The sequence below is a fragment of the Achromobacter spanius genome (assembly GCF_003994415.1).
Taxonomy (GTDB): Bacteria; Pseudomonadota; Gammaproteobacteria; order Burkholderiales; family Burkholderiaceae_B; genus Achromobacter; species Achromobacter spanius_C.
Window position 1 is genome coordinate 6134706 of sequence record NZ_CP034689.1, and the last position, 18252, is coordinate 6152957.

Consider the following 18252-nt stretch of genomic DNA (forward strand, 5'->3'; position numbering starts at 1 on the left):
ATCACCCCACCCTCACCCCAACCTTTCCCTCCGCAACCGCACCCCCGCCCGCTCCCGATCCCACGTCCCATCCGCCAAGCCCTCGCTGCGCAACACATGCTTTTGCAGCTTGCCGCTGGCCGTCTTCGGCAATTCCTCCACCACCCTGACATACCTCGGCACCATGTAATGCGGCACCCGCTCGGCCAGCCAGGCAACCAACTCGGCCGGCTCCACCTGCCCGCCCTCAACCGCCGTCACCACCGCCAGCACATCATCCTCACCGTGCTCGCTGGGCACCGCCACGGCCACCGCTTCCCGCACCGCCGGATACGCGCAAATCTCCCCCTCAAGCTCGAACGACGAGATGTTCTCGCCGCGCCGACGGATCACGTCCTTCAAACGATCAACAAAGAAAAACGTGCCATCCGCCTCGCGCCGAAACGCATCCCCTGTGTGGAACCAGCCGTTGCGCATGGACGCGGCGGTGGCTTCGGCGTTGCGGTAATAGCCTGAAAACAGCGCCCAGGGGCGATGCGAACGGATCAGCAATTCGCCCACCTGGCCGTCCGGCAACGCGCGGTCTTGCGCATCACCCACGCGCAACTCGAACCAGGGCCTGGGCTTGCCGCAGTGCCCGGCTTCGGTCAGACCCGGCCCCGCGCTTAGCGGGCTGGCGATTTCGGTCATGTTGTAGACCGTGTACAGGTCCACCCCAAAGCGCGCCTGAAACGCGGGCGCGTCTTCGCCAAACGGCACGATGAAGGCACGGCGCAGGGTGTGTTCGCGATCGCGCGGCGATGGCGGCTGCTTGAGCAGGAAGTTGGCCATCACGCCCAGCAGCAGCACGACCGTGCTTTGGGTGTCGCGGATGGCGTCCCAGAATTCGGCGGTGCGGAACTCCGGCACCATGGCGATGGACCCGCCATAAGCCAGCATGGCGTACACGTACAGGGTGCTGCCGCAATGGAAGATGGGGCCCGCGATCATGCAGCGGTCTTCCGGCGTGATGCAGTCGAAGGCGTCCGGCCCCATCGTGTAGAGCTGCACATAGGACGTCACCACGCCCTTGGACAGCCCAGTGGTGCCGGACGTGTACATGATGGACTGCGTATCCCAGGGTTCGATGGGCGACTCGGTGGCCAGCAGATCCGGCGCGGGGTCGCCCGCTTCATCCGCGAGCGGCGCAAACGACACGCCGGCCGGCGGCTCGGACGGCCTGGACGACGTACCGCCATCGCCTTCGCCCGTGAGCAGCACCTGGCGCAGCGCCCCGGGCGGCAGTTCCTGCAAGCGCCCCACCAGCGCCCGGTGCGCCAGCATCAGCGAGGCTTGCGCGTTTTCCAGCACATGGGCCAGCGGGCGGCCGCGCAGCGCGGTGTTCAGCGGCACGTACACCGCGCCCAGATAGTTGATGGCGAACCAGCTGACCAGCAGCTCCGGCCCATTGCCCATCCAGCACAGCACGCGGTCGCCCTGCTTCACGCCGGCACGCCGCAGCGTCGCGGCCCGGCGGCGCACCTGCGCCAGCGTCTGGGCATAAGTCCAGCCAGGGCCCTGGTGAAACTGGACGAAGATTCTGTCCGGTATCTTTTTTGCTTGCGCTTCCAGCAGATAGCGCAGCACGCACGCTTGGCGTTCGGGAACGGCCGCTGCAGCCTCGTCGTTCATCAACAGTCTCCTCGTCTTGGTTTTTGCCTTATTTTTCATGACTTCCTGACGGCTATCCAGCATTGATGGATACGGACTTACCCGCACCCCGCGTGGGGAAGCATCCGGGAAGCCTTGCGGCTTTCAACATACTTGGTAGTATATCGATCAAATTCTTCAAAACAAGCGCGGAAAATCCCATGAGCATGGTTTCAATCGAACGTGACGATGGCGTGGCCGTGGTGCGTTACGACCGGGGCGGCAAGGCCAATGCATTGAACCTGGCGGCAATGGACGCATTGATCGATGCCGCCAGCGAGCTTGCGCGCGACGAGCACATCCGCGCCGTGGTGCTGACCGGCACGCCGGCCGTCTTCAGCGCCGGCATCGACCTGAAAGACCCTGCCCTGTGGACCCACGACGATCCCTTGTCCACGCAGCGCGCACTGGCGCGCGGCGAAGCACTGTGCCGCGCGTGGGCCGAACTGCCGCAAGCCACTCTTGCCGCCATTGAAGGCCCGGCCGTCGGCGGCGGCGCGGTGCTGGCGCTGGCGTGCGACTGGCGCGTGTTTTCCAATACCGCCTTTGTGCGCCTGCCCGAAGTGCGGCTGGGTCTGCCGCTGGCCTGGGGCGGCCTGCCCCGGCTGGCCAGCCTGGTCGGCCCCGCGCGCGCCAAGCGGGCGCTCTTCACCGACCTGCAACTGGACGCCGATACCGCCCACGCCTGGGGCCTGGCGGATTCGGTGGCTGCCGCGGGCGATGCCCTGCACGCCGCCATGGCCTTGGCACGCGACGCCGCCGCCTGCCCGCCGCTGGCGCTGCGCCTGAGCAAACGCGCCATCGACGCCCAATTCGACGCGAGCCGCCTGGCGCACGCGCAGACCGATCAGTTTCTGTTGTGCCATCTGCTGTCCCAACCCATCGCCGTATCGCCACCGCCGCAAAGATCCGCGTAAACAGCGGACGCCCACCTGGAGGAAAGACATGAACCATTACCTACGCGCCCTGCTCATTGCCGGGGCATTCACCGTGCCGACCGCGCACGCGCAGTCCGACAAGCCCATCCGCATCGGCGTCCTGACCGATCTGTCCGCCATGAACGCCGACCTGTCCGGGCAAGGCTCGGTGGAAGCCGCCCGCATGGCCGTGGAAGACTTCGGTCCGACGGTGCTGGGCCGCAAGATTGAAGTCATTGCCGGCGACCACCAAAACAAGGCGGACGTGGGTTCGGCCACCGCGCGTCGCTGGATCGATCAGGAAAACGTGAAGGCCATCGTCGACGTGCCCACCTCGTCCGTGGCGCTGGCGGTGCAGGAAATCACGCGCACCGCCAACATCGCGTTCCTGGCGTCAACGGCCGGCAGCTCGGACCTGACCGGCAAGGCCTGCTCGCCCTCTACCGCGCAATGGACCTACGACACCTATGCGCTGGCCAACGGCACGGGCCGCGCGCTGACCGAGTCCGGCATGAAGAAGTGGTACTTCCTGACCGCCGACTACGCCTTCGGCCACGCCTTGCAGGCCGATACCGAAAACGCCGTCAAAAAAGCGGGCGGCCAGACCTTGGGCTCGGTCAAGCATCCGCGCGCGTCGAACGACTTTTCGTCATTCCTCTTGCAAGCCCAGGCGTCCAAGGCCGAGATCGTGGCGCTGGCCAATTCGTCGGGCGACACCACCATGGCGATCAAGCAGGCCAATGAATTCGGCCTGATCCAGGGTGGGCAAAAACTGGCCGGGTTGCTCATGTTCATTACCGACGTGGACGGCGTGGGGCTGGAACAGGCGCAAGGCCTGGTGTTGACCAGCGGGTTCTATTGGGACATGGACGAGCGCACGCGCGCGTGGTCCAAGCGCTACGCCGAACGGATGAAGGGACGCGTGCCGACGATGGCGCAGGCAGGCGTCTATTCCGCCGTGCTGACCTTTCTGAACGGCGTGAAGGAAAGCGGCAAGCTGGAAGGCGACGCGGTGATGAAGCAGATTCGCGGCATGAAGATCGACGACATGTTCGCGCGCAATGCCTATCTGCGCGAAGACGGCCGCCTGGTGCACGACATGTACCTGGTCGAAGTGAAGAAGCCGTCGGAATCCAAGGCGCGCTGGGACTACTTCAAGATCCTGCGCACCATTCCCGGTGACAACGCCTTCCGTCCGCTGGACCAGGGCGGGTGCCCCTTGGTGGCGTCAAAGTCCGTGGCTTCGAAACCCGTGGCTTCCGCATCCGCCCCCACCGCATCCAAATAGTTTTGCTTGCTTGCGTTTGGCCGGCCCCGTGCAAACGGCGCCGGCCTTTTTTCGCGCGCGGACACGCCGCCTTTGCTTTCAGCCTGGTGTCATTAACCTTTCATTTGCGGCTTCTAGTATTGCTCGTCCCATTCAGGCACAGCCCCCATCGCCAGGAATCAACATGAGCAAATCCATCTCTGACAAGATCGTCCGCAACCCCAGCCAGAGCACCCCTTTCAGCGAGATCCTGCAAAAGAACCTGTCGCGCCGCATGGTGATGCGCGGTGGTCTTGCCGCCGCCTTCGCGACGATGACCAGCCTTGGCCTGGCCGGCTGTAACAGCAGCGACGATGATGATGACGACAACGCCGGCGGTGCACCGACCCCGACGCCTGAAGTCCCGCCGCTCAAGCTCGGTTTCGACTCGCTGTCCACGTCGATGACGGATGCTTGCGTCGTGCCGCCAGGCTATGTCGCCCATGTGTTCGCGCCCTGGGGCACGCCGCTGAACGACAACGCGCAGCCCTGGGACCAGAACGGCAACAACACGTCCAACGATCTGCTCAACTCCATGGGCATGCATCACGACGGCATGCACTTCTTCCCCATCGAAGGCAGCTCCACCGAAGGTCTGCTCGCGGTCAACCACGAATACATCGACCAGGCCGCCCTGCATCCCGCCGGCCCGACCACGGTTGCCGGCAAGCGCCCCGCGGAAGAAGTGCGCAAGGAAATCAACGCGCACGGCGTGGCCATTGTGCATGTGCGCCGTGAAAACGGCCGCTGGAACATCGTCAACAACTCGCGCTACAACCGCCGCTTCACGTCGGCCACCGCGATGAAGCTGGCCGGCCCCATCGGCGGCACGGATTGGGTCAAGACGCCGTTCTCGCCCAACGGCATGCAAGTGCGCGGCACCAACAACAACTGCGGCAACGGCTACACGCCGTGGGGCACCTACATCACCGCCGAAGAAAACTGGGCGGCCTGCTTCGTGAACACCGGCGTGCGCCCCGCGCACCAGGTTCGCGTTGGCGTATCCGCCGGCCCGGCCGCCCGCTACCAGTGGGAAACCGCCGCGGGCGACCCCACCGAAGTGCTGGGCGAATTCGCGCGTTTCAACGTCACGGAAACGGGCATCGACGCCACGCAGGATTGGCGCAACGAAGTCAACGGCTTCGGCTACCTGGTTGAGATCGACCCCTACGACCCCGCCAGCATCGCCACCAAGCGCACCGCCATGGGCCGCTTCGCGCACGAAGGCTGCGCCTACAGCAAGCCCGAAGCCGGCAAGCCGCTGGCCTTCTACAGCGGCGACGATTCGCGCTTTGAATACATCTACCGCTTCGTGTCCGAAGCGGTGTGGGATCCGAAGGACGCCGAGCGCACCGACCGCCTGGCCGTGGGCGCCAAATATCTGGACAAGGGCACGCTGTACGTGGCCCGCTTCGACGCCGACGGCACGGGCGAATGGCTGCCCTTGGTGGGCACCACCGTGGGCACCGGCGGCCTCACGCTGGCCGACGAATTCGGCAGCCTGGACGCCATCCTCATCAACACCCGCGGCGCGGCCGACTTCGTGGGCGCCACCCCGATGGACCGCCCGGAGTGGACCGCCACGCACCCCACCAACGGCGACATCTACCTGACGCTGACGAACAACACCAGCCGCAACGCCGGCACCGGCACCAACCCGCCCAACCCGCGCCTGAACAACGTCAACGGCCACATCATCCGCTGGCACGATGAAGCCGACTCGACCAAGTTCGAGTGGGATATTTTCGTGTTCGGTTCGGATGCCGGCGCCGACGCCGACACCAACCGTTCGGGCCTGACCGCGCTGAACCAACTGGCCAGCCCCGATGGCATTGCCTTCGACAGCCGCGGCATCCTGTGGATTCAGACCGACAACGGCATCGACGGCGGCCGCAACAACGACGTGGCGCGCGCCACCAACGACCAGATGCTGGCCGTCATCCCGGGCGCGCTTGCCGACAGCACCGGCACGGGCCCGGCCATCAACGCGTCCAACCAGTCCGAACTGCGCCGCTTCTTCGTCGGCCCCAACGAAGCCGAAATCACCGGCTTCGCGTTCACGCCGGACTACACCACCATCTTCCTGAACGTCCAGCATCCGGCCAACTGGCCGGCCTACGGCACGGATGATGCGACGATTGCCCCCAGCGGCACCGTGCGCCCGCGCGCATCGACGGTGGTGATCCAACGCACCGACGGCGGACAGATCGGGGTGTGATTGACAAGGCGCCGCCCTTCACGGGACGGCGCTGTTGCCGTGCAAACCGACGGGCTGACCGGGCAATGTTGCCTGGTCAGCCCGAATGCATTTTGAGGGCATGCGCCTCACGCTGCATGTCCATGGCCGTGCCGGTGCTCAACCGGCCAGCGGCCACATCCCTTCCGATTGCAGCAGACGGCCCATGGCGTTTTCCAGAATGCCGCGCGCCTGGCCCGCGGCTTGCTCCAGCGCCAGATGCAATTGCGCGTCGGCGTCATTGCGTGAGGCGCACTGGGCGCTGTAACGCTCGAAGCTGCCCACCATCATGAGCAGCTCGGCAAGATGTCTGGGGCACTCACACGCGATGGGGTTGCGCAGGGCCATGATCTTGGCCAGGGCCTCTTCGTTGAACGTGATGGCCGCAGCGGGGGCAAGCGCGGCAAGGTTCGTCCCGGCGACCGCCGAGCGGCACAGCGGCGCGAGCTCCGTCAGTTGAGCCGGAACGCGCGCCACCAGGCAGCCTTGCGCGCGCAGGGTGCGTATGGTGCTGCTGGCGCAAAAACGGTAGAGCACGACCACGGCGCCGGTCTCGGTCGCGTCGCGCGCGCGCTGGATGGGTGCAAGCGCATCGGCATCCAGCTCCGAGATTTCAATGATGAGCACGTCGGCATGACGCGGCAGCGAGCCGGCGTCTTCCAGGTGTGCGCGGGCGCCGATCACATGCACGTCGGGCCCTGCCATAAAGCCCGTGAACCCATCCTGGCCCGTGGACCCACCGTGACCCGTGCCCCCGGCCAAGAGGCGAGGGGCAAGGGTCGGGCCGAGCGCCACGGCACGCAAGGGCGGCCCGGCCATGCTGGGCTGTGCACCCAGCATGGTTTGCAACTGCTCCAGCGGCAGCATCGCAAGGGTGCCGATGGCATGCCCCTGATCCACAAGCTGTTTCAACAGGCTGAGGCGTCGGACTTGCTCAGCCGAGTACAGCCGCTGACCGCGCGGCGAGCGTGCCGGCGAGGACAACTGGTAGCGCCGTTCCCAGACGCGCAGGGTTTCAACAGGCAGACCTGCCAGCTTGGCGGCAACCCCCGTGCGGTAGGTGGCGCTTGATCCGGCGTCGTCGAGGTCGATATGGGCAATGGATGACATTTTTGACCCGCTTATGAACCGATAAAGAGTGGATTTTATAGGTTCAAAGTATGGACGAAGTGAAAGATGCCGCCTACTCTACCCTCACGCATCGCGTTTTCCAAGTTGCGACGCAATGTTGAGAGCCCGCCATGACGCGGGCGCCAACCCCTCACCTCTGGAGCACACCATGAAGCGATTTCTGATTGGAACGACGATAGCCCTGGCTTGCGGCTGGGCCAATGCCGCCGACATCGTGGACACAGCCAAATCGGCGGGCGATTTCAAGACGTTGACCACCGCGGTACAGGCCGCCGGCCTGACCGACACGCTGAAGGGACCGGGTCCCTACACTGTCTTTGCCCCCACTGACGCCGCGTTTGCCAAGGTGCCGAAGGACAAGCTGGACGCGCTGCTGAAGGACAAGGCCGCGCTGACCAAGGTGCTGACGTATCACGTGGTGCCTGGCAAGGTCATGGCCAAGGACGTCAAGGCGGGCACGGTCAAGACCGTTGAGGGCAGCCCCATCACCGTGACCGTCGCCGACGGCAAGGTGAAGGTGAATGGCGCCAACGTGGTCAAGACGGATATTGCCGCCGACAACGGCGTCATCCACGTCATCGACACGGTTCTGATGCCGATGTAATCCGGGACAGCTGCGGGTCACCCCCGCAGCCATCTCGCCGCAATCGGGGCGCCGAGAAGCAACCATACCTCTAGTTTTGACCTGTACGGATATTCCGGGGGCACGTCATTATCGGACGCGGACCTGACGTCCACGGCACGGCTCAAACGCCACGACTTCTTGAGGAGCGGGCCGCCTAGGAAACCTGGGGCAATCCAGTGCGGTCGGCCGGCGCCGTTTGCACTTCATGCGAAATCGATAGCTGGTTTCGCCCATTTCGCTTGGCCTCGTAAAGCGCGGCGTCTGCCCGCGCGATGAGCGCATCGGGCGTCTCACCCGGCGCAAACTGTGCAACGCCAAGCGATAAGGTAAGCGAACCAATTTCCGCGTCGTCATGCGCATGCACGCTGTTGCGGATACGCTCGGCGAGGTGGGTCGCGTCACCAAGCCCGCAATCCGCGAGCACAATGACGAATTCTTCACCTCCCCACCGAATCACCGCGTCCTGGCCGCGCACCGCTCGCTGCAGGATTCCGGCGATATCGACAAGAACGCGATCCCCGGCGAGGTGCCCAAAGTCGTCGTTAATCCGCTTGAAGTGGTCGATATCCGCAATGATCAAGCTAAGTGGATCACCGTCCGCCTGGGCTCTCAAGAACGCGTCGCGCAGCGCTTTTTCTCCGTGATGACGGTTGTAAAGACCCGTGAGCTTGTCTTTCGTGGCGGCGCGCCATAGCGCCTGTTCCCGTTTCACTTGTCGCGACACGTCTTTGCTGACACCGATATGGTGGGTCGCCCGCCCATGATCATCGAATATGGTCGAGATGGTCTGCTCAACGTGAAAGAGCGACCCGTCACGTCTGCGATTGACGAACGTGGCGCGGAAATCCTGCCCGCGTGAAAGAGCGCGGTACATGGCCGCATAGAAAGCGTCATCGTGCTTGCCGGATTTGAGTATTGCCGCCGTTTTGTATTTGATTTCAGTCAGTGGATAACCCGTGGCATTTTCAAACGCCGCGTTCACGAAGATGATCCGTGCCCGGGCGTCCGTCAGCATGACCAGATCGCTTGTTGCGTCGAGGGCGCGTGCCAGCAGACGGTTGGTACGCTCTACGCGCACCAATTCGGAAATATCCTCCTGCACCGAGACAAAAGACGTGACCACCCCGCTTGCGTCGTGAAGTGGCGAAATATTCCAGCGGACGATGTAATCGGAACCGTCCTTGCGATAGTTTGTCGCAACACCCTCAAAACATCGCCCTTCTTTCAAACAGCAGCGCAGGTCCTCGATGACGTTCGGGTCTGTGGCCGGCCCTTGAAGAATGCTGAGAGATCGCCCGCGCAACTCGTCCAGGGAATAGCCAGTCATGGCAACGAACGCTGGATTGGCGAACTGAACTCGACATCCCACAGAGAGGTCCGCATCGGTGATGACCAGTGCGTTCCACGTCTGCATGAATGCCGCTTCAAATATTCTCTGTTGCGGCGTGCTCATGCGTCTTCCGCTACCCCACCGGGGTGGCCGCGGCGGTGATCAGCTTGCATTGGATATCGACGGCATTGCCTTGAATGCAGGCTTCGCGAACAAATAGCCTTGCATGAGGGCGATGCCCTGCGACGCGAGAAAGTCGCGCTCGCCCGTGGTTTCGACCCCTTCGGCAATGACGCGAATTCCCAAGTCTGTACAGATCGCGTGTACGCCGGCGATGATGCGCTGCCGCGCGGTATCAGCGTCAACACCTCGCACGAGCGCCATGTCGAGCTTGATGAGGTCGGGCTGAAAGTCCGCCAGAAGCGTCAAACCCGAGTAGCCCGCGCCAAAGTCATCGATTGCAGTCTGAAAGCCGTACGACTTGTAGGCCTGGAAGATCTTCAACAGATGATCACGGTCGGTGATGCTCTCACCCTCTATGGTTTCGAAAATGATCCGATTCACCGGAAAGCCGTACTGCTCTGCGGCCTCAAAGGTCGTGCGTATGCACGCGGCGGGCTGATAGACGGCGTTCGGCATGAAGTTGATGGACAGGAAGCGGTCCATCCCCATCTGGGCAGCCAGCTCAATCGCCGTCGTGCGGCAACGCTGATCAAAATGATAGCGGTTGGCATCGTTCACTTGCGACAACACGGATGCTGCCGGTTCACCGTGTGGCCCGCGCACCAGCGCTTCGTAGGCATAGGCCTCGCCGGATGTCAGATCGACGATCGGCTGAAACGCAAACGCCATTTCAATCGAGGTGGTATCACCAGATTTGCAACCGTGACACGCGCCGTCTGATACGGCTGGCTTGGCGGAGCCGTGGATTGGAATCATGTTCGCAAGCGGGAAGGAAAATTTGATGGGCAGACAGGCGCCTGAGCCCTGAACCGCATGCCGCGCAGCTGCCGCCGAGTCTAAGCTGTAGCGACTTTAACAGATGCGCGAATGACCCCGCGCGGCATGGCCTGGGGTGCCGCGATCGTCATGACCTTCATCCTGGGGCTTCGAGACCAATCCCGTGCTCGGGTTTGCGCGCCTTAGTGCCCCAACGACTTGGCGTCGGCGCCCGCTTTTTCGTGAATCGCAAATCGGCCAATCATGGTGGCGCTGGCGGCGTTCAGCCCGACGACATCCACGGTCTTGGCTGCGCGACGCAGCTTGATCACGACCTTGTCCAAGGCGCCAACGGCGGAGATGTCCCAGAAGTGCGCGGCGGACACATCCAGCACGACGTAATCCACGACCTCTTTGAAATCGATGGCTTCGGCAAAGCGTTCGGTGGAGGCGAAAAACACCTGGCCCGCGTAGTAATAGGTGCGCGTGCGTCCGTCCTCCGACAAGGCGGAAGTCACCGCGAAAAGCCGCTTGACCTTGCCAGCGAAGAACACACCGCTGAGCAACACACCGACCAACACGCCCCGGGCAAGATCGTGCGTCCAGACCACCACCACAACGGTCGCCACCATCACCACCGACGACTGCCAGGGGTGCGTACGCAGGTTGCGGATAGACCCCCAACTGAACGTGCCGATGGACACCATGATCATGACCGCCACCAATGCCGGCATCGGAATCCTGGCCACCAAGGGCCCCAGCACGACGATCAGGAACAGCAGGAAGGAACCGGCAACGAAAGTGGACAGCCGGGTCGAACCGCCGGACTTCACGTTGATGACGGATTGGCCGATCATGGCGCAACCGCCCATGCCACCGAAGAAACCCGTCACGAAATTCGCGATGCCCTGGCCCTTGCATTCGCGCCGCTTATCGCTGGGCGTGTCGGTCAGGTCATCCACGATCTGCGCGGTCATCATTGATTCCAGCAGGCCCACCGCCGCCATGGTCAGCGAATACGGAAGAATGATCTGCAAGGTCTCGAAGGTGAAGGGCACGTTCGGAATCAGGAACGAGGGCAGGGACGAAGGCAGCTTGCCCATATCGCCCACCGTGTTGACGGGCAGGCCCCAATAAATCGAGATGATCGTCAGCACGATGATCGCGATCAAGGGGGACGGCACGGCCCGGGTCAGGCGAGGAAACAGATAGATGATCGCCAGGCCGCCCGCCACCATCACGTAGGTGATCCAGGTGACGTTGATCAACTGCGGCAGTTGGGCAATGAAAATCAGGATCGCCAGCGCATTCACGAACCCGGTGACGACCGAGCGCGACACGTATTGCATCAGCAGATCCAGCCGAAGAAAGCCGGCGATGACCTGGAAGACGCCCATCAGGATGGTGGCGGCGAACAGGTATTCAACACCATGCTGCTTGACCAAGGGCACCACCAGCACGGCAATGGCGGCCGTGGCCGCCGAGATCATGCCGGGCCGGCCGCCGACCAACGAGATGATCACGGCAATGGAGAACGAGGCGTAGAGTCCCAGCCTGGGGTCCACGCCGGCGATGATGGAAAAGCCGATGGCTTCAGGGATCAGCGCAAGGGCGACGACGATGCCCGCAAGAATGTCGTTGCGAGGATTGGCCATCCATTCGCGACGAAAAGAGGAAAGAAAAGACATTGTTTGGCTAACCTGACGTTAGCAAGCGATGCCTCACACCGAGGGTGATTTGGAGTTGGTCCCGGAGCGAGCCGTTATTCGCTTGGAGTTGTCCGAGGGATAGGCGCCCGGCCGAGCCACCCGGCGAAGCCGAGTCCACTAGTATCGCTATCGAAGCGATGCGCATCCATTGCAGATGCCGCGAGGCCGGATTTTACACGGATTGCCGGGCAGGTTCATTTCCGGAGCACGCGCCCGCCCCCGCCCCATGGGGCGCGATGAACCAAAAAAAAGGCGGCCCGCTAGGCCGCCTGTGGTGCGCCGTCCCAGATTCGGGCTTCCGCCTTCCTGGCCGACAAGGACAGGCCCAGCCGTCGGCTTTCCGTCAAGGCTTGCCGCCAGCAGGCCACGGCGCGCGCGCCATCACCCCGCTTTTCCCAGGTGTCTCCCAGCAAGCGCAGGTACTCGCCGCGCAGGGACTCGGTGCCGAACTTCTCCATCAGCTTGCCAGCCCGTTCGATGGCCGCCGTGGCCGCGTCCACCTGGTTCCAGGCCAGGTGCGCTTGCGCCAGCATCAGTTCCATCGTGGATTGCATGACCGGCAAATCCTTGCCGCACGCCCGCACCGCGCGCTCAATGTCGGCCATTGCCGACCTGTCGCCGTTGCGGGCATTCACCCACCCCATCCAGGCCAGGCCCAGTTCCTTCCAGATGGAAAAGTCCGCTTGTCCCGCCAGGGAAGACAGCCGGGCCGCCGCCTCGCGCGTGGCATCCTCGTCGCCCCGCAGCCATTGCAGCCGGGCCACCACGCTGAGGCAAAGCACGCGACTGCCCAGGTGGTCCAGCGCATCGGCGCTTTCCAGCGCGGCCCGCGCGCTGGCCTGCCCTTCTTCGTCGCGCCCCTGCAGCGTCAAGGCCAGACCCAGCATGGCCCGCGCCAGGCTGGCGCCATCCGCGCCGCAGCAGGCGAACCTGAGGCTGTGGTCCGCCTGGCCGCTTAACGTAAGAATGGATGAACGCAGCCAACGCTCGGCATTGGCGGCGTCGCCCATCCACAGACGGCTGTCGCCGTAGGTGTATTGCGCCCAGCCCAGGTGCAGACCATCGCCCGTCTGCTCGGCATGGCGGTGGATACGGTCGGCGAATTGCAGGCTTTCTGCATGGGGACGCGTGCACAGCGTCACCAGCCAGTCGCCCCACAGCTGGCGAAACTGGATATGCGGACTATCTTCGCTGTCGCGCAATTTGGCGGTGCGGGCATAGGCCTGCGAGGTTTCATGCGCGCCGCCGCCCCGCATCGCGGTGAACAGGGTTCCCCGCAGAAGCTGGCAGTCCAATTCGGCCTTGCGGCGCAGGTCCGCGTCCGCGATGAACGGCAACGCTGCCAACGCGCGCTCGCTCAAGGACTGCGCTTCGCCCAGCGCCGACTGCGCCAGGGCATCCCGCATGGCCAGGCACCACCAATGCGAAGCGTCAGCGTGCCGCGCATGATCGAGGTGCAAGGCGATGTGCGCGGGCTCCGATGCATTGGCGCGCGGATCCAGGCTCATCAGGTACTGCGCAACCTGCTCGTGCTGGCGCTGGCGTTCTTGCGGGCTCAGCGATCGGTAGATGGCGGTGCGGATCAGTTCATGGCGGAAGTTGGCCGGAATGCCGTCATCGATCAGGCCGCGCCGATGCAATTCAACCAGCAGGCCCGGAATGTCGCGCCGGTTCAAACCAACGGCCATGGCCGCGCGGGTGAGCAAGGCATCGTCCAGCCGGCCAGCCACGGCGGCGAACTGGATCAGGTGGCGTGCCACGGTACCCAGCGCGGACAGTCGCGATGCAACCAGGTCAGCAATGACCGGAGTCACCCCAATATCGGTGCCCAGCGCAACCTGGCGCACCATTTCTTCCGCGTACAAGGGAACGCCCTCGGCGCCGTCGACGATCTTGGCCCGCAGCGCGGGCGCCAGGCGCTGCCCGCGCGAACGGTGGGCAACCAGTTCCCCCATGGCCTGGCGATCCAGATGGCTGAGGCGCAGATCGTGTGCTTCCCAGGTTCGCACGAATTCCTCACGCGCCGTGGTCAGCAGCATCATCGGGCCCCGCACGGTCCGGCGCATCAATGCTTCGATCAGAGACAGGCTGGAGCGATCCGCCCAATGCAGGTCTTCCCAGATCAGCAGGCGCGGCCCGTCATCCTTTTCGTGATACGCCAGGATAGCGGCCAGCGCGTCGACCAGCGCGCCATGCGAGGTGTGGCCGGGCACGGGGGTATCGGCATCGCCGCGACAATTTTCGGGAAACAGCACTCGCTTGAGCGCCGATCGCAGGCTGGGATCCAGCCCCGCGCGCTTGCAAAGAATGTCGACCGAGCGCGACGGCAGGTCGGCCGCCCCCGGATTGGCACCATCAGCCGAGCCCCATTCCAGCGACAGGCGTTGCAGCAGGTGCTCGCGCACGGGATGAAAAGGCGTTTCGCTATGGCCTTCGTAACAGGCAAGCAGACACACTTCACCGCCAGTGCGGCGCACGTACTCCGCCGTCACGCCGGCAAGCAGCGATTTGCCGATGCCAGGTTCGCCACGCACCATCATGGCCGTCGGCGGCTGCGCCATGGGCAGGCGCGCCCACATGCGCACCAGGCTGTCGAATTCACGCACCCGGCCGAACATGCGATGCACCGCCGCGGCCTCAAGCTGCGCCTCAAGCAGGCACAGCTGGCGCCCATGCCGCTTTTCGCTGCGCACGGCGAACTGATCCATCAAGCGTTCACGCACCGCCGAACCGATCAGTATCTCGCCGGCCTCGGCAAGGTAGCTCAGCCGCATGGCCTCTTGGGTGACGAGCGCGCCGCCATCCGGCCGCTCGTCCGCGTGCACCAGCGCGATATCGGCGTGCAGGCCCATGCCGACACGCATGCCCGGCGGCAACACCAGTTCGCGGATGGCGCACGCCAGCCGGGCAGCGGCGTGCGCGGGCCGCTCGGTCAGCACCGGATGGCCGAAAACAATCGCCATGTTGCTGGCCAGGCCAAGCAGCACCTGCCCGCCCTCTTTGCGCGCCAGGTCCTGCAAGTGCCGGCGCGCCATCTGCATGCCTTGCAGCGTTTGCTCGGGCTGCAGGGTGGGGTCGTCGGCGGATACGGTCACCGCCAGCACCGCCAGCGGACGGTACTGCCTTTGCTCGGACAGCACCGGTCCGCCCAGCTCGGCGGGCGGCACGATGTTTTCCATGAGCGCGCGGGTTTCGTCCGAGGGCTGGGTGTCGAAGCGATCACGCATCAGGCTCACGCAGTCCTGGAAGGCCAGCATTGCGGCATCGCGATTGCCGCTGTCCAGCAGCAGGCGTATCAGTTGGCGATGCGCGCCTTCATCTTCCGGATGCGTCTGCACCCACAGCTTGGCATGCTCCAGCGCCTCGGCTTGCCTGCCCTGCTGGCCCAGGCGGGTCAACAGGGCCTTGCGGCATTCCGAGATCTCGCGCTCGATACGCGATTGCCAACTGGTGTGCCAACTGCTGAAGGCAGCGCTTTCGGGCAGGTCGGAATATTCCAGCAGCCGGCCTCGGTCATAGGACAAGCGCTCTTCCAGGCCAAGCGTCTCGTAGCCCGCACTGCCGGTCACGGCCAGCACGTCCACCATGATGACCTTGGGATTGAGCGCCAAGGTGCTGTTCGTGCCCGACCACACGTCCGGCACATTTTCGAACAGGCGCCGCAGCACGAACAAGGCGTGCCGAAGGTTGGCCCGCCCATTGCCCTCTTCGTCCGGCCACAGCATGTCGGCCAGATCCGCGCGCGAGTACGGCTTGCCCTGCGCAAGCGCAAGCAATGCGAGCAATAGCTTCGGTTTGTTGTAGGTAATGGCGCGCGCGCCGCTAACGTCCCCCACGGCGACATCGAATTCGCCCAGCAGACGTAGTTGCACGGGCCTCAGCAGACTGGGATGCATGGGACCCTGATAGACCAAGCGGCCGCGCCTAGAGAATTCGCCCTAAGCGCCTTGTACTGATGAGCATTCTTACTTTTCCCCGTGACCGTTGTTGTGTCTGGCTGTTATGTGTGATTTCTAGCGGAAGGTATCACCGCGCCGTTTTACTTTGCAAACGTTTAATAAACGTTGAATGGCCGTCGCACTGTAACAAAGTTAAGAGCAATTGCTTCAACGGTTTCTCAACGCGGCGTAGATAGCATCATTTCCCAAGCGAACGTTACAACAGTTACGCCGCGAGGGCCGCATAGGGGCCTGGCACCCAAAGCAGGAACGCCGATTCGTATCTTTTCAATACCTAGGTGATACATTTTGTCTGCTGTGCTTTTTGACCGTGACGTGGGGCAACACCCCATCCAGGCCGACCATCCCGCCGGCGTCAGCCCGCGCGACGGCGAGGCTTTCGCGGCATTGAAAGCACACATTGACCAACTCACCGACATCCACGCAAGCACGGCCGTGGACTGGACATCGGTGGTGGCGTTGGCCAACGGCATCCTTCAGCAGGAAGGCAAGGATCTGGCCGTGGGCGCCTGGCTGGCCGCCGGCCTGCTCGAGACGTCAGGCCTGACGGGCCTGGGCAACGGCATCCGTGTCTTGCGCGACCTGGTCACGACCTACTGGGACGATATGTCGCCCCCCGCCACGCGCATGCGCGGCCGGCGCAATCAAATCCAGTGGCTGCTGGATCACTTGAATGAACGCCTGCAGGCGGGACGCGACAGCTACGCCGCCATGCCGGCCGCCGCGCACGCGGCCATGCTTGAGGATTGGGAAGCGCTCGACAGCGAATGGCAGCGCCACGATGACGAAGCCCCCGCCTTCTATGGCCTGCGTTCCGCGCTGCGGAATTTACCCGTCGAAGCGCCCCCGCAACCCGCACCCGCCATTGACGCCGCGCCGCAGGAGACCCCCGGGGTCGTTCCCGCGAACGCGCCCGACATCGCGCCCGCCCAGCCCGCGACCAACCGATCGGTTGCGCCGCCGCCCGCCAGCATCGCGACGCCTCCTGCCGCGGGCGCCGACCCGGGGGCTGCCGCCGACGCGGCGCTGACAGGCCTGCGCCCGCTGGTCGACTGGTATCTGCAGACACAGCCCACGCTGCCCTTGTTGTTCCGCCTGAATCGCGTCTGCGCCTGGGCCACGCTGGAACAGGCGCCCCCCGTGCAAGGCGGCGTCACCTTGCTGATGCCGCCGCCCTTGCAGATCGTGAGCAGCTTCGAGCAGATCGCGCAGACAGGCGAACCGCAGGCCGTCGTGCAGTTTGCGGAGTCGCACCTGACCACGCATCGCTACTGGCTGGACCTGAACCGCGCAAGCCATGCCGCGCTGACCCGTTTGGGCGCCGCCGATGCCGCGGCCTGCGTCGGCTTCGAGACCGGCCGCCTGATCGCCCGCCTGCCCCAACTGGCCAGCATGAAATTCAACGATGGTCAGCCTTTCGCCGATGCCCAGACGCTTGCCTGGCTGGAGAGCTTTACCCGCGGCGGCGAAGGCGCGTCTGCCGGCCACGACGATGCCGACGACCTGCAATCGATCTCCACGGCGGCCGAGGCCGATGCGGCCGCTGGACGCCTGGACGACGCCCTGGACCGCCTGCAGGACGCGGCGCGGCGCACGGAAGGGCTGCGCAAACGCTTTCGCCTGCGGCTGGCCCAGTGCTCGCTGCTGCACCGTTTTGACGGCCGCGCGGATATTCGCGCCTTGATGGCCCCCTGATTGATGAACTCGACGCCCACCGACTGCAGCAATGGGAACCGGAGCTTGCCCGGGAAGCCCTTGCCCTGGCGGCGGCCGTCGAACTGCGATACGGCGCGGAAGACGCCGGGCCCTCCCATCCCTTGCTGGCCAAACTGGCCAGCCTGGATTGCCGGGCCGCCTGGCAACTTTCGCAGTCAACCGCCGCCGCCTGACCCACCGGAACCTAGGAGAGAACCATGGCCAATGAAGGATCAGTAGCCCCCAAGGAACGCGTCAATATTGTCTACAAGCCGGCCACCGGCGACGCACAGGAACAAGTCGAACTGCCGCTCAAGCAATTGGTGCTGGGCGACTTCACCTTGCAGGAAACCGAAACCCCGCTGGACGAGCGCAAGCCCATCCAGGTAGACAAGGACAACTTCAACGATGTGCTCAAGGCGCAGGGGCTGAACCTGACGCTGTCGGTGCCGAACCGGCTTGCCGAAGGTGAATCCGACGAGGCGATTCCCGTGTCGCTCAAGTTCGAGAACCTGCGCGACTTCGAGCCCGATGCGCTGGTGGGCCAGGTGCCCGAACTGCGCCAGTTGATCGAACTGCGCGAAGCCCTGAAGGCGTTGAAGGGTCCGCTGGGCAATCTGCCCGAATTCCGCAAGAAATTGCAGGCATTGATCCAGGACGAAGGAGCCCGCGAACGGCTTCTGGGCGAACTGGGCGTACAGGAATCCGACGCTGAGTCGGGCAAGGCCAAGGAGTAA

At 64.2% G+C, this 18252-nt stretch carries 12 protein-coding genes and 1 other annotated feature; of the genes, 6 read left to right on the forward strand and 6 right to left on the reverse strand.

The window, feature by feature from the left end:
• Positions 1-12: 12 nt before the first annotated feature.
• Positions 13-1650, reverse strand: a complete 1638-nt coding sequence (locus ELS24_RS28070) for an AMP-binding protein (protein WP_127186006.1) — start codon at positions 1648-1650, stop codon at positions 13-15.
• Positions 1651-1829: 179 nt separating this feature from the next.
• Here ELS24_RS28070 and ELS24_RS28075 point away from each other — a divergent pair, with 179 nt between their 5' ends.
• The 3 genes from ELS24_RS28075 (at position 1830) to ELS24_RS28085 (ending at position 6109) form a co-directional block, all read left to right on the forward strand.
• Positions 1830-2585, forward strand: coding sequence for an enoyl-CoA hydratase/isomerase family protein (locus ELS24_RS28075; protein WP_164741314.1), 756 nt, complete (start codon positions 1830-1832; stop codon positions 2583-2585).
• A 28-nt stretch (positions 2586-2613) separates the two neighbouring features.
• On the forward strand, positions 2614-3873 hold the full coding sequence (locus ELS24_RS28080; protein WP_050445825.1) for an ABC transporter substrate-binding protein: 1260 nt from the start codon (positions 2614-2616) through the stop codon (positions 3871-3873).
• A 163-nt stretch (positions 3874-4036) separates the two neighbouring features.
• Complete coding sequence (locus tag ELS24_RS28085) at positions 4037-6109, forward strand: PhoX family protein (protein ID WP_050445824.1); 2073 nt, start codon at positions 4037-4039, stop codon at positions 6107-6109.
• A gap of 138 nt (positions 6110-6247) precedes the next feature.
• Here the strand turns inward: ELS24_RS28085 and ELS24_RS28090 are convergent, their stop codons facing one another.
• Positions 6248-7237 carry a MerR family transcriptional regulator gene (locus tag ELS24_RS28090; RefSeq protein WP_230695558.1) on the reverse strand — a complete coding sequence of 330 codons (990 nt, stop codon included), beginning with the start codon at positions 7235-7237 and terminating at the stop codon, positions 6248-6250.
• Positions 7238-7406: 169 nt separating this feature from the next.
• Between ELS24_RS28090 and ELS24_RS28095 the strand changes: the two genes are divergently transcribed.
• A complete protein-coding gene (locus ELS24_RS28095; RefSeq protein WP_127186008.1) occupies positions 7407-7862 on the forward strand; it encodes a fasciclin domain-containing protein in 456 nt (151 codons plus the stop codon).
• 175 nt (positions 7863-8037) lie between these two features.
• Here ELS24_RS28095 and ELS24_RS28100 read toward each other — a convergent pair whose 3' ends face one another.
• The 4 genes from ELS24_RS28100 to ELS24_RS28115 form a co-directional block, all read right to left on the reverse strand.
• Positions 8038-9336, reverse strand: a complete 1299-nt coding sequence (locus ELS24_RS28100) for a sensor domain-containing diguanylate cyclase (protein WP_127186009.1) — start codon at positions 9334-9336, stop codon at positions 8038-8040.
• A 39-nt stretch (positions 9337-9375) separates the two neighbouring features.
• Positions 9376-10152, reverse strand: coding sequence for an EAL domain-containing protein (locus ELS24_RS28105; RefSeq protein WP_127186010.1), 777 nt, complete (start codon positions 10150-10152; stop codon positions 9376-9378).
• A gap of 203 nt (positions 10153-10355) precedes the next feature.
• Positions 10356-11840, reverse strand: a complete 1485-nt coding sequence (locus tag ELS24_RS28110; protein ID WP_127186011.1) for a SulP family inorganic anion transporter — start codon at positions 11838-11840, stop codon at positions 10356-10358.
• Positions 11841-11926: 86 nt separating this feature from the next.
• Positions 11927-11980 (reverse strand) — a sequence feature (sul1 is cis-regulatory element that is thought to sense ions involved in sulfur or methionine metabolism; They are found in Alphaproteobacteria).
• A 141-nt stretch (positions 11981-12121) separates the two neighbouring features.
• Positions 12122-15733, reverse strand: a complete 3612-nt coding sequence (locus ELS24_RS28115; RefSeq protein ID WP_164741315.1) for an AAA family ATPase — start codon at positions 15731-15733, stop codon at positions 12122-12124.
• Between the two features lie 384 nt (positions 15734-16117).
• Between ELS24_RS28115 and tssA the strand changes: the two genes are divergently transcribed.
• Positions 16118-17515 (forward strand): type VI secretion system protein TssA, encoded by a 1398-nt coding sequence (tssA, locus tag ELS24_RS28120; RefSeq protein WP_240669582.1) that lies wholly within the window; start codon positions 16118-16120, stop codon positions 17513-17515.
• A gap of 218 nt (positions 17516-17733) precedes the next feature.
• A complete protein-coding gene (gene tssB, locus ELS24_RS28125) occupies positions 17734-18252 on the forward strand; it encodes a type VI secretion system contractile sheath small subunit (RefSeq protein WP_050445816.1) in 519 nt (172 codons plus the stop codon).